This is a genomic window from Curtobacterium sp. MCBA15_005 (assembly GCF_001864855.1).
Classification (GTDB): domain Bacteria; phylum Actinomycetota; class Actinomycetes; order Actinomycetales; family Microbacteriaceae; genus Curtobacterium; species Curtobacterium flaccumfaciens.
In genome coordinates, this window is record NZ_MJGL01000003.1 from 188,244 (window position 1) to 200,460 (window position 12,217).

Sequence of the window (12,217 nt, forward strand, 5' to 3'; positions counted from 1 at the left end):
GCGCTGATGCCGAGCCCCGGCGGCGGTTCCGGTCCGAGCGACCGTGCCCTGACCGGTGCGCAGAAGGTCGCGCTCATCCTCATGCAGATGGAGACCGACCGCGCCGCCGAGGTGATGAAGCAGTTCACCGAGATGGAGGCCGAGGAGATCTCCGCCGAGATCGTCCGGATGCGCCGCGTCGAGGACACCGTCGTCGACCAGACGCTGTCGGAGTTCCACCGGATCACGATGAGCGGCCGGCTGCAGAAGCGCGGCGGCAAGGAGACCGCCCTCGGGCTGCTCGAGGCGTCGTTCGGTGCCGAGCGGGCCGCAGGCGTGATGGACCGTCTGGCCTCGAACCTCGCCGGCCAGTCGTTCGACTTCCTCGACGACGCCGAACCCGGCCAGGTCATCTCCCTGCTCGAGGGCGAGCTGCCGCAGACGATCGCGCTCGTGCTCGCCCACCTGGGCCCCGGGCAGGCCAGTGCCGTGCTCGCCGGGATCGACGAGCGCGTCCGCACCGACGTCGCACAGGCCTTCGCGACCATGGGCAGTGCGACCCCCGAGGCCGTCGGCATCGTCGCCGGTGTGCTGCGCCAGCGCGCCGGGGCCGTCGTGTCGCCGCGCGAGAGCGTCGAGGTCGTCGGTGGCATCGCACCCCTGGTCGACATCATCAACCGCTCGGACGTCGCGACCGAGAAGGCCGTGCTCGAGGGGCTCGAAGCCCGCGACCCGGAGCTCGCCGAGGACATCCGCTCCCGCATGCTGACCTTCGAGGACATCGTGAAGCTCGAGTCCCGCGACATCCAGCAGGTGCTGCGCGGCATCGACTCGAAGATCCTCGCGACCGCCATGAAGGGCGCAGCCGGACCCGTCGTCGAGACCATCCGCGCGAACGTGTCCGAGCGCAACCGCGAACTCCTCGACGACGAACTGCAGGCCATGGGCCCGGTCCGCGTCTCGCAGGTCGAGGAAGCCCGTGCCGAGGTCGTCCGCTCCGTGCGCGAGCTCGAGGCCCAGGGCGTCGTCACCGTGCACCGCGCCGAGGAGGACGAGCTCGTTGACTGACACCGTCGTGCACCGCGTCGCGTTCCCGGTGCTCGCCGACCCCGCCGGACGCGAGCGCGCGTCGAGCGCGGACGTCCGCGGGCACGCGGCCGGGTACACCGCCGGCCTGCGGGCCGCTCAGGCCGAGACCGACGCCCTGCGCAACCGACTCGAGGCCGAGCACGCCGCGCGCGTCACCGCGCTGCAGGCCGACACGGCACGCCGGATCGCGGTCCTCGATGCCGCCACGAACGCCATGCTCTCCACGGTCGCACCCGTCCTGGCGGACGCCGAGGCGTCGGTCGCGAGCGCGGCAGTCGACCTGGCCGAGGCGATCGTCGGGAACGTGGTCCGCGCCTCCAGGCTCGCACACGACGCGACCGTCGCCGTCGGTCCGGACGGACAGGGCAGCCGGGAGGCCCGGATCGCGTCCGGCGCGGAGGCCACCGTCCGGCGGGCGCTCGCGTCCGTGGACCGCGCGGTCCCGGTGGCCGTCCGGCTGAGCCCGGCGGACACCGCGCGCGTCGCCGGCCTCGACCTGCCGGTGCCGGTCGTCGCCGACGGCGCCCTGCGCGACGGCGACGCCGTCGTCGACCTGCCGGACGGCATGCTCGATGCGCGCATCGCCACGGCGCTCGACCGCGCCCGCACGGCCCTCGGTGTCGACGCGACGGGAGTCGACCGGTGACCGCCACGCTGCTCCGTCCGCGCGGTCTCGACGAGGCGCTCCTGCGTGCCGCACCCCAGCGGGTCGGTGTCGTCACGAGCGCCGTCGGCCTGGGGCTGACGATCGCCGGGCTCGACGCCCGCGTCGGCGAGGTCGTCACGGTCGGCGCCGAGGACGGCGAACAGACCGCGGTCGAGGTCGTCGCCACCGATGCCTCGGGCGTCCGCTGCATGCCGCTCGGCCGTCTGACCGGCGTGACCGCGGGCACGCCGGCGCGTCCGACCGGCCGCCCGGTGCTCGTGCCGACCGGATCCGGTCTGTTCGGCCGCGTGCTCGACGGACTCGGCCGACCGATCGACGACCGCGGCCCGCTCCAGGGCCCCGGCGGCGAACCGGTGACCTGGGTCCCGCTCGACCACGACACCCCGAGCGCGATGGCCCGGACCCGCATCGACACCCCGATGCAGCTCGGCGTCCGTGTGCTCGACACCCTGACCACCGTCGGCCGCGGGCAGCGCATGGGCCTGTTCGCCGGCTCCGGCGTGGGCAAGTCGTCGCTGCTGTCGATGATCGCGCGCGGGAGCGACGCGGCCGTCAACGTCATCGCCCTGGTGGGGGAGCGCGGCCGCGAGGTGCGCGAGTTCCTGGAGGACGACCTGGGACCCGAGGGGCTCGCCCGCTCGATCGTCGTCGTGTCGACCTCCGACGAGCCGGCGCTCATGCGCCTGCGTGCCGCGTTCGTGGCCACCCGCATCGCCGAGTCGTTCCGCGACGCCGGCCAGGACGTCGTGCTCATGATGGACTCGCTCACCCGCGTCGCGATGGCGCAGCGTGAGATCGGGCTGTCGGTGGGGGAACCGCCGGCCACCCGGGGCTACCCGCCGTCGACGTTCTCGGTGCTCGCGGGACTGCTCGAGCGCGCCGGGACCGACCGCGTCGGCAGCATCACGGGCATGTACACCGTGCTGGTCGACGGCGACGACCACAACGAGCCGATCGCCGACGCGGCCCGCAGCATCCTCGACGGCCACGTCGTGCTCGACCGCAAGCTCGCGATCACCGGGCACTTCCCGTCGGTCGACGCCCTCGGCTCGGTGTCCCGCGTCGCCTCGAAGGTCACCCGACCCGAGCAGCGTGCCGCCGCCACCGTGCTGCGGAAGGTCATGGCCGCCCGTGCCGGCGCCCAGGACCTGCTCGACGTCGGTGCGTACCAGCGCGGGTCGAACCCGCTCGTGGACGCCGCCGTCGACCACCAGGGATCGATCGACGCGTTCCTGCGCCAGGGCATGGACGAGCGGGCGACCGCCGACGCGTCCTGGCAGCGCCTCGGCGGCCTCGTGCAGCAGCTGGGGGTGTCGTGATGGCCCGCCGCTTCCCGCTCGCCGGACTCCTGCGCCTGCGTCACACCGAACAGGACCGTGCCGCCGCCACGCTGGCCACCGCGAACGAGCGCGTCCGTGACGCAGCCGACGCCCGGATCGCCGCACGCCGGAGCCTCGCCGACAGCGAGGACGCCCAGCCCATCCAGGACGCCGCCACCCTGAGCGCCGTCGCCGCAGCACGTGCCGCGACCCGCGGGATGCTCGAGGAGCTCGACGCCGTGGTGCAGAACCGCCGTGCCGACGCCGACCGGGCACAGCATGACTACACCGCCGCCCGTCGCGCCGCCGTCGGCCTCGAGAAGCTCGAGGGCAAGCACACCGAGCAGCAGGCGGCCGAGGAACTCCGGACCGAACAGAACGCCCTCGACGAGATCGCGGCACGACGCCGCACGGAAGGTGGTGCCCGATGAGCGTCGAAGCGGTGCTCTCCCGGATCTCGGAGATCCGGTCCCAGATCGACACGCTGCGCGGCGGGACGGCCACGGCTGCCCCGAGCGCCTCCACCACCGGTGGTGCCGCGGGGTCCTCGGCCTTCGCCGACGCCCTCGCCACCGCCGACGGCACGACCGGCGCGGCGACCGCTGCCGGTGCGACCGCCGCAGCCTCCGCGACGGGCACCCGTGCCCCCGCGACCTCGGTCGACGCCGGGGCCGGAACCCTCGCCACCGGCAGCGGCGCGACCGGCGCCGACGTGGTGGCCGACGCGAAGAAGTACCTCGGTGTGCCGTACGTGTTCGGCGGGGAGACGACCGCGGGCATGGACTGCTCGGGCCTGGTGCAGACGGTCTTCAAGGACCTCGGGGTCACGATGCCCCGGGTCGTGCCGGACCAGGCGAAGATGGGCGTCGAGGTCGGCTCCCTGAAGGACGCGCAGCCCGGCGACCTGATCATCCCGAAGGGCGAGGGCCACGTCGTCATCTACGTCGGCGACGGCAAGGTGCTGCACGCGCCGCGCCCCGGCAAGGACGTCCGGATCGTCGACAACTGGTACTCCCAGGGCGACATCGCGACCATCCGCCGGATCGTCCCCGCACAGGCGGCCCCGGCGGCCGTCGCCGCGCCGACCGCCTCGACAGCGCGTTCCGCGACCGACCTGCAGACCGCCGCGCTGCTGTCCATGATGCAGTCCGGGAGCGCCGCATGAGCCTGACCATCGCCCCCCAGCCGTCCGTGGCCACCGCACCGGGCTCCACCCGGGGTGCTTCGTCCGACCCCGCTGCTGCCGGGTCCTTCGGCGCGGCACTGACCGCCGCCGTCGCGACCGAGCGGCGCCCAGGAGACGGTGCCGCCGGGCGGGACGACACCGACGGCCGCACGGCGGACGGCTCGGCCGCGACGCCGAGCACCGCCGCCACGCCGTCCGCGTCCGCGTCCGCGTCGGACCAGTCGGTGCTCGCGACCGGTTCCCCGTCGGTCGACGCGCAGGCGCTGCTCGCCGCCGGACTCGTGACCGTGGCCGCACCGACCGCTCCGGCGGGCCTCACGAGTGGCCCGGAGGACCAGTCGGCCACCGGCGCCGCCGAGACGCCCGCTGGCGACCAGCACGTCGCCGTGGCCACGGGGGTGACCTCCGGAACGACCGCGACACCGGCGTCGGTCAACGAGCACACCTCGACGCCGGTCCCGTCGACCCCGGCGCCGACCACCGCCTCCGCCACGGCGGCCCCGCAGCAGACACCGGCATCGGGCGGTGCACGCCAGAACGCTGCCGGAGCGACGACGGGCACGGCGACCAAAGCCACGACGACCCCCGCCGTGCCGCCCGCCGGCACCGCGTCTCCGGCCGCCGCCGCGACGATCGTCGCGGGCGCCACCCCCGCGACCACCACAGCCGCGACGACCGCTGTCTCGACGACCACCGCCGCGACCGACGTCGCGACCACCGCCCCGACGGCCGCTGCCGCGATCGTGGCCCCCGCCGCGACCCGCACCGCCGACGGCGACACCGCCACCGTGGCCCCGGGCCAGGCGCCGGTCGTCACGGCCGCCCCGGTGGCCGGCACCGGCTCCCGAGCCGGCCACGGGACGGAGCAGCAGGCGTCGACGCCGGGTGATCCGGGCCTCCCGGCCGTCGCCCCCAGCCGCGGTGGCGAGACGCCGTTCGTCATGTCGACGACGCCGACCACCGCGGCCGCCGCGGCGACCGCGCCGGCCCCGGCCCCGCTCGCCCAGCAGCTGGCGCGACCGGTGTTCTCGCTCGCACAGGCCGGCCCCGGCGAGCACGTCGTCACCGTGCAGGTCGTACCGGACAGCCTCGGCCCGGTCACGGTCCGCGCGCACGTCACCGCGCACGGCATGCACGTCGAGCTGTTCGCCGCGTCGGACGCCGGCCGTGAGGCCGTCCGCCAGGTCCTGCCGGACCTGCGGCGGGACGCGGCCGGCACCGGTGTGAGCACCACGCTCGACCTGTCGTCGCAGAACCAGCCGCAGGACGCGCCGGGTCGCGACGAGCGTCCGGCCGCGCGTGCCCTGCCTGGCGAACCCGGCCTGGAGGCGCGGGTCACCCCGCGCGCGCAGCCCACCGCCCACACGCCCTCCATCCGCACCGCGGGACTCGACGTCCTCGCCTGATCCGGCTCACGAACAGGAACTCACCATGCCCATCGACGGCATCACCGGCAGCGTGGACCCGACCGCGCAGGCAGCGGCCCTGGCCGCCAACTCGACGGCCCAGAAGTCCCAGACGATGGACTCCGAGGTCTTCATGAAGCTGCTCGTCACGCAGCTGCGCAACCAGGACCCGTCCTCGCCGATGGACACCAACCAGATGATCAGCCAACAGACGCAGCTCGCGATGATGGAGCAGATCACCAACCAGACCACGACGGGGAACGAGAACTTCTCGCTCCAGATGCGCATCGCCGCAGCGAACCTCGTCGGCAAGCAGGTCAGCTACACCGACGCCGACTCGGGCAAGTCCGTCACCGGGGCCGCCTCGGCCGTGTCGTACGCGAAGAGCGTTCCCACGGTCACCGTGAACGGGAAGGAGGTCGCTCTCGACGTGATCTCCGGCATCACCACCACCGCTCCGGCTTCCTGACGCCCGCTCGTTCCTTCCTCGTTCTTCCTCGTACTCCCTCGTTCTTCCTCGCTCTTCCTGCCTCTCCGAAAGGACGCACCATGCTCCGCTCGCTCTACTCCGGGATCTCCGGCCTCCGCTCCCACCAGCAGATGCTCGACGTCACCGGCAACAACATCGCCAACGTCAACACCGTCGGTTTCAAGTCGTCGACCACCGTGTTCCAGGACACCCTGTCGCAGATGACGCAGGGTGCCGGCGGACCGCAGACCGGCATCGGCGGCACGAACCCGGCCCAGATCGGCCTGGGCGTGCAGGTCGCCGGAGTCTCCACGAACTTCTCGCAGGGCTCGGCGCAGGCCACCGGCAAGGCGACCGACCTGATGATCTCGGGCGACGGCTTCTTCGTCACCCGCCTGGGCAACGACACCGTCTACACCCGCGCCGGAGCGTTCGACTTCGACGCGGACGGCCGCCTGGTCACCGCCGACGGCAAGATCGTGCAGGGCTACCCGGCCACGAACGGCGTCGTCAACGAGAACGGCCAGCTGTCCGACATCACGCTGCCGCTCGAAGCAGCGGCCCCGGCGGTCCGCACCACCGCCGCCACCGTCGCCGGCAACATGCCGTCCGAGACCGCGGTCGGCCAGACCATCACGCGCGAGGCCACCGTGTACGACGCCTCGGGTGCCAAGCACACGATGTCGCTCGCCTACACGCGCACCGCCGACGGCTGGGACGTCACCGGGCGCAACGGCCAGGGCACCACGGCGACGACCTCGCTGACCTTCGGCACCGACGGCAAGCTGACCGCCGGCGGCACCCTCGCCGTCGGTGGCATCCGGGTCGACATGGGCGACCTGACCGGGTTCGCCTCGCTCAACACCGCGGCGATCGGCTCGCAGAACGGCCGCGAGGCCGGCGCGCTGCAGGGCTACTCGATCTCGAAGGACGGCACCGTCACCGGCACGTTCTCGAACGGCGCGTCGCTCGCGCTCGGCCGCATCGCCCTCGCCACGTTCGCCAACCCGGCCGGCCTCGAGAAGACCGGGGCGTCGGGCTACCGCGCCACCGCGAACTCGGGCGGTGCGACGGTCGGCGGTCCCGGCTCGGCGGGCGTCGGTTCGCTCGCTGCGGGGACGCTCGAGATGTCGAACGTCGACCTGTCGCAGGAGTTCACGAACCTGATCGTGGCGCAGCGTGGGTTCCAGGCGAACGCTCGCATCATCACCACCTCGGACGAGGTGCTGCAGGAGCTCACCAACCTGAAGCGCTAGGCGCGGGGCTCGCGTCGCGGGCGCTTGCGTCGCCGGGCGCTTGGTGAGCAGGAATGGTCGGGTGCTGAAGGGGGACTCGACCGTTCCTGCTCACCATCGTCCGTGGTGCGGGGAGTTCGGCGACGGTCCGTGACGAAACGGCGCGTCGTGACGTCTCATCGGTGCGATGCGCGAGAACCCCGACACCGACCACCAGTCCGACCACCGCTGCTGCAGCATCTTCGACCGCTGGCGGTGTGATCGACCACGCGGCCACGACGGCGTGCACGAGTCGCGTGCTCCCGGCAGCCGCACGAGCTGGAACGACGCGCTGACGGGGCGTCGACTCTCGGACGTCTGAGCCGGAGCGGTGTCCGGGTGCGGCACGCGTCGTCCGGAGCGGTGGCGTCCAGGGCACGGCACGCGTATGGTCAGCAGATGCTGACCATTGCCTCGCGGCACGACGTGCTGAACCGTCTCGGGCGGGCGCTCTCCGACCCCACGCGTGCGCGGATCCTGCTCCGGCTGCTCGACGAACCCGGCTACCCGGCGCGCCTCGCCGAGGAACTCGAGCTGACGCGGACGAACGTGTCGAACCACCTGGCGTGCCTGCGCGGCTGCGGGATCGTCGTCGCCGTCCCCGAGGGCCGTCGGACCCGCTACGAGATCGCCGACCGCAACCTCACCCGTGCGCTCGAGTCCCTGGTCGACGTGGTGCTGGAGGTGGACGTCGCCGACGACGACGGATGCGAGGTCGAGCGGTGACCACGACCGCGGTGTCGCTCGCACCGGCTCGTGTTGGCGCGCTCCGGCGACGGGTCAGGTGGATCGTCGCGGCGACCATCGCCTACAACGTGATCGAGGCCGTCGTGGCGATCGCCGCCGGTTCAGTGGCGTCCTCCACCGCGCTGATCGGCTTCGGGCTCGACTCGATCGTCGAGGTCCTGTCGGCAGCGGCCGTCGCGTGGCAGTTCGCCGGGCGTGACCCAGAGGCCCGGGAACGAACGGCACTGCGAGTGATCGCGGTCTCGTTCCTCGGGCTCGCCGTCGTGGTGAGTGTCGATGCCGTCCTGACCTTCACGGGCCTCCGGTCGCCGGAGCACAGTCCGGTCGGCATCGGCCTGGCCGCGGTGAGCCTGGCGGTCATGCCGTTCCTGAGCTTCGTCGAACGGCGGACCGGACGCGAACTCGGCTCGGCGTCGGCGATCGCCGACTCGAAGCAGACGCTGATCTGCAGCTACCTGTCGGCGGCGGTGCTGCTCGGCCTGCTGGCGAACAGCCTGTTCGGCTGGTGGTGGGCCGATCCGCTCGCAGGACTCGTCGTGGTCGTGTTCGCCGTGCGCGAGGGTCTCGAAGCCTGGCGCGGTGACGCGTGCAAGCAGCCGGTGTCGGCACTGACCGGGGAGCGCGAGCGCGAGGGTTGCCACTGCTGCTGAACGGAGTCTGCCTGTGGCCGGCGGTTCAGCCGGCTTCGGACTCGCTGACGTGGCTGACCGCGTCACCGACGATGTGGGCGATGTGCTCGTCGTGCAGCGAGTAGACGGCGTTCCGCCCGATGCGCTCGACCTGCACGATGCCCGCGAGCCGCAGCGTGCGGAGGTGCTGGGACACCAGGGGCTGCGACAGCTCGGTCGCTTCGGCGAGGGAGCCGACGTCGGAAGGCTGGGGAATCAGCGCGGACAGGATCCGGAGTCGGGCGGGCGAGGACAGCGCCTTGAAGAGTTCGGCTGCTGCTTCGATCCCGTCTGACATGGACTCATGTAAGCGCACGCGCATACGTGCATGCAACACGACGGCCCCGGCGCGGTGCGTCGGGGCCGTCGTGCAGGTCCGTCGATCGGTGCTGATCACGGGCCTGCGCTGATCAGGAGATCAGTGCTCGTCGTAGTGGTCGCCGTGCTGGGCGTGCTTGTGTCCGTCGTGGACGAAGTCGACGTGGTCCTCGTGCTGGACCGTCTCGTGGCCGCAGCCGTCCTGGTGGGTGTGCTCGGCGACGGTGTGCTCTGCGCTGTTCTCGTGCTCGGCCATGGTGACCTCCTGCTGATCGTCGGTTGGGATGCCCTCAGCGTAGATCACATATGCAGAAGTAGCAATACATTTATAGATGAGAACCGGTGTCAACTCCGGGACCGAGCTCGCTCAGCGCTCGATCGCCGTCGACGACCACTGCGACGGTGGGTCGATCCCGTCGGGCACCAGAGTGGCGGAGTCACCGCGTGCCGCGTTCACCTGCGCCTGTGTGAGGAACACCGCCGTGGACAGGTCCGCTCCGTCGACCCGTGCATCCCGCAGGTCGACGCCGAGCAGGTCGACTCCGGACAGGTCGGCACCGCGCAGGTCCGCCGCGATCAGCGTGGCTCCCCGCAGGTCGGCCCCGCGCAGCGAGCGTGCGCGGAGGTCGGAACCGGCGAGGTCCGCCCCCGGTCGCAGCAGGCCGTCCGGTGCGTCGTCCGCACCGGCGATGTACCGGCCCCGTACCTCGGCGCTCACCTCGACGAGGACATCGCGCACTCGAGCGTGCAGTGGCTCCACGTCCAGCGCGAGGAGCATCGGCCGGCCAGCGTCGAGGCTTCGCCGGATCTCCTCCGCGAGGAGGGCAGCGTCGCCTGCTGAGTCCGGGGTCACCGCGCGGTCCTGTGCCTCGGCGAGGTGCCAGAGCATCTCGTGCAACCTGCGGACGATCGGGAACACCCGGAACATCTCCGCGCGGGAGTCCGGGTGGTCACGCCAACTGACCCCGTCGTAGAGGGTCTGGGACACGTACTGGCCAGCACCGGAGCAGTCGAAGACGGTGCAGCCCCGGAACCCGCGCGGCCGCAGCGCCTGGTGGATGGAGCAGGAGAAGTCGTCAGCGAGGTTGCCGCAAGGGGTGCCGGCGGGTTTGTCGATCGGGAAGTCGGCGGAGCGCTGGAACCCGAAGGCGGTGCAGCAGAGCGCGAAGCAGCTGCCGCAGTCCGCGCGCAGGGCGGACCGGTCGGTGGTCGTCATGGAGTGGTCTTCCTCTGGTGGTCTGGATGGTGTGCCGGGTGCGGGGGAACTCCTGGTGGAGTTCCCCCTCCGGGCGCACGAGACCACCCCCGCGCGTCGGCGGGGCGAACCGGTGGTGCTGGGTGACCGGTGGGTCACCGAGAGAGACGGAGGATCACTGCGGCCAGGCTAGCGTTGCCGGTGCGGCGGGAACGGGAATCGGGCGTACCCGGTCAGAACGACAGACCGGGTACGCCCGTTTCGACCAGGTGTGCCCGGAGTCGCCCTACGACGACGTGGGCGGTGACGCCACCGATTCGATGCCGTCCAGCCGCGCCTCTTCCGCGTCGTACCCGGCGCGCACCTGACGCAGCACCAGGTCGTCGATCTCGTCGGCGTCGCGCAGGCGCAACAGGGTCCTCGCCTTGTGCTGGACGAGTGCGAGCTCGAGGGCGACCGCGTTGTCGTGCCGCTGCAGCGCGGGGTGGTCGTCGTCGTCCCCTTCGCGGGCCTCGATCACGTCGAGGTGCGCCTCGTAGTCCTTCCGCAGGCGATCGACGGTCGCACGATCGGCTCCGGTCGACCGCGCGAGGCGGGGGAGCGCATCGAGCGCCTCCTCGATCGCGGTGCGTTCGGCGTAGCGACGTTCCTCGCTGACGGACTCGTCCTCGGGCAGCGCGGCGCGACGCAGGACGGCCGGCAGCACGAGGGCCTGGCCGACGATCGTGACGATGACCACGCCGGCGGTGACGAAGACGATGAGGTCCCGCTCGGGGAAATCGCCACCGGACTCCAGGGTGCGCGGCACGGCGACGGCCATGGCGAGCGACACCGCGCCCCGGAACCCGGCGAACCCGCTGACGAGCCGGTCGCGGTGCCCTTCGCGGGGTTTCCCGCCGGTGCGTCGGGTGACGAGCCAGATGGTCCCGCCCGCGGCGTTCAGGAACGCGAACCGCACGATCACGAGCAGCACCGCGACGGCGAAGACGATGCCGGTCCCGCGCAGCAGGTCGGCCGGGTCGAGTGCACGTGCGGCGACCATCGCCTCGATGCCGACCAGGACGAACAGCGCGCCGTTGAGCAGGAAGGTCAGGAACGACCAGAACGCGCGCACCTGCTGGCGGGTCTCGGCGCGGTCGAGCTTGGGGCCGACCTGGCTGACGACGATGCCGGCCGCCACGACGGCGAGCACGCCGGAGGCGCCGATGGCCTCGGCGGCCAGGAAGGCTGCGAAGGGCACGAGCAGGGTGACGAGGTTCTCGAGCACGACGGTGTCGACGCGCCGCAGCACCATCGTCCCGATCCAGGCGGCGGCGAGCCCGGCGGCGACCCCGCCGATGTAGGACAGGACGAGCATGCCGGACACGCCCCAGAACGTGAGCTCCTGCGTGCCGACGGTGACGGCCACCGCGATGCCGTAGACGACGAGGGTGGTGCCGTCGTTCACCAGGCTCTCGGCGCGGAGCACCGTGACGTTCCGCCGCGGCAGCATCTTCGTGAGGACGCCGACCGCGGTCGCGTCCGTCGGGGCGACCGCGGCGCCGAGCACCCAGGCCGGCCCCCACGGCATCCCGAGCAGGTGCAGCAGCACGGCGACGGCACCGGCGGTCACCACGACGAGCAGGGTGCCCATCAGGACGATGCCGCGCAGGTTCTTCCGGATCTCGCGGAGCGACGTCGTCAGGCTCTCCCAGTAGAGCAGCGCCGGCAGGAACAGCAGCAGCACGGCCTCGGCAGGGAGCTCGACGTCCGCGAACTCCGGCACGAGCCCGAGCAGCGCGCCGAAGACCAGGAGCAGCACGGGTGGTGCGATCCGGATCCGGTCGGCCACGGCCGCCGTCAGTGCGATGGCGAGGCCGAGCACGACCACCAGTTCCGGTCCCAGCACGTGCACTCCGAT

General features: G+C 72.5%; 15 protein-coding genes. 11 read left to right on the forward strand and 4 right to left on the reverse strand.

Going from position 1 to position 12,217, the window contains the following annotated elements; all coding sequences use genetic code 11:
* Window positions 1-6 precede the first annotated feature (6 nt).
* The 11 genes from fliG (at window position 7) to BIU89_RS02115 (ending at window position 8,786) form a co-directional block, all read left to right on the forward strand.
* A complete protein-coding gene (gene fliG, locus BIU89_RS02070) occupies window positions 7-1,047 on the forward strand; it encodes a flagellar motor switch protein FliG (RefSeq protein WP_071244891.1) in 1,041 nt (346 codons plus the stop codon).
* Window positions 1,040-1,714 carry a FliH/SctL family protein gene (locus BIU89_RS02075; protein WP_071244599.1) on the forward strand — a complete coding sequence of 225 codons (675 nt, stop codon included), beginning with the start codon at window positions 1,040-1,042 and terminating at the stop codon, window positions 1,712-1,714. Before fliG ends, BIU89_RS02075 begins: the two co-directional genes overlap by 8 nt.
* Window positions 1,711-3,054, forward strand: coding sequence for a FliI/YscN family ATPase (locus BIU89_RS02080; RefSeq protein WP_071244600.1), 1,344 nt, complete (start codon window positions 1,711-1,713; stop codon window positions 3,052-3,054). Before BIU89_RS02075 ends, BIU89_RS02080 begins: the two co-directional genes overlap by 4 nt.
* A complete protein-coding gene (locus tag BIU89_RS02085) occupies window positions 3,054-3,485 on the forward strand; it encodes a flagellar FliJ family protein (RefSeq protein ID WP_071244601.1) in 432 nt (143 codons plus the stop codon). The genes BIU89_RS02080 and BIU89_RS02085 overlap by 1 nt, the downstream gene beginning before the upstream one ends.
* The gene (locus tag BIU89_RS02090) at window positions 3,482-4,219 is read left to right on the forward strand and encodes a C40 family peptidase (protein WP_071244602.1); all 738 of its coding nucleotides are present in this window, start codon (window positions 3,482-3,484) and stop codon (window positions 4,217-4,219) included. Before BIU89_RS02085 ends, BIU89_RS02090 begins: the two co-directional genes overlap by 4 nt.
* Window positions 4,216-5,646, forward strand: a complete 1,431-nt coding sequence (locus tag BIU89_RS02095) for a flagellar hook-length control protein FliK (protein ID WP_071244603.1) — start codon at window positions 4,216-4,218, stop codon at window positions 5,644-5,646. Before BIU89_RS02090 ends, BIU89_RS02095 begins: the two co-directional genes overlap by 4 nt.
* A 25-nt stretch (window positions 5,647-5,671) precedes the next feature.
* Complete coding sequence (locus tag BIU89_RS02100) at window positions 5,672-6,115, forward strand: flagellar hook assembly protein FlgD (RefSeq protein ID WP_071244604.1); 444 nt, start codon at window positions 5,672-5,674, stop codon at window positions 6,113-6,115.
* An 80-nt stretch (window positions 6,116-6,195) separates the two neighbouring features.
* Window positions 6,196-7,371, forward strand: coding sequence for a flagellar hook protein FlgE (locus BIU89_RS02105; RefSeq protein WP_071244605.1), 1,176 nt, complete (start codon window positions 6,196-6,198; stop codon window positions 7,369-7,371).
* A 166-nt stretch (window positions 7,372-7,537) separates the two neighbouring features.
* A complete protein-coding gene (locus BIU89_RS18345; RefSeq protein WP_175474956.1) occupies window positions 7,538-7,711 on the forward strand; it encodes a hypothetical protein in 174 nt (57 codons plus the stop codon).
* Between the two features lie 77 nt (window positions 7,712-7,788).
* Complete coding sequence (gene cmtR, locus BIU89_RS02110; protein ID WP_071244606.1) at window positions 7,789-8,115, forward strand: Cd(II)/Pb(II)-sensing metalloregulatory transcriptional regulator CmtR; 327 nt, start codon at window positions 7,789-7,791, stop codon at window positions 8,113-8,115.
* Entirely contained in the window at window positions 8,097-8,786 is a 690-nt protein-coding gene (locus BIU89_RS02115; RefSeq protein WP_071244607.1) for a cation diffusion facilitator family transporter, read from the forward strand. The genes cmtR and BIU89_RS02115 overlap by 19 nt, the downstream gene beginning before the upstream one ends.
* 25 nt (window positions 8,787-8,811) lie before the next feature.
* Here BIU89_RS02115 and BIU89_RS02120 read toward each other — a convergent pair whose 3' ends face one another.
* The 4 genes from BIU89_RS02120 to BIU89_RS02135 all read right to left on the reverse strand — a co-directional run bounded on the left by BIU89_RS02120 (window position 8,812) and on the right by BIU89_RS02135 (window position 12,205).
* Window positions 8,812-9,102 carry an ArsR/SmtB family transcription factor gene (locus tag BIU89_RS02120; RefSeq protein WP_071244608.1) on the reverse strand — a complete coding sequence of 97 codons (291 nt, stop codon included), beginning with the start codon at window positions 9,100-9,102 and terminating at the stop codon, window positions 8,812-8,814.
* Window positions 9,103-9,222: 120 nt separating this feature from the next.
* A complete protein-coding gene (locus BIU89_RS18845) occupies window positions 9,223-9,471 on the reverse strand; it encodes a hypothetical protein (protein WP_254791459.1) in 249 nt (82 codons plus the stop codon).
* Window positions 9,472-9,489: 18 nt separating this feature from the next.
* Window positions 9,490-10,338, reverse strand: coding sequence for a pentapeptide repeat-containing protein (locus BIU89_RS02130; RefSeq protein WP_071244609.1), 849 nt, complete (start codon window positions 10,336-10,338; stop codon window positions 9,490-9,492).
* 265 nt (window positions 10,339-10,603) lie between these two features.
* Window positions 10,604-12,205: a Na+/H+ antiporter gene (locus BIU89_RS02135; protein WP_071244892.1), complete on the reverse strand. Its 1,602-nt coding sequence runs from the start codon at window positions 12,203-12,205 to the stop codon at window positions 10,604-10,606.
* Window positions 12,206-12,217: the final 12 nt, after the last annotated feature.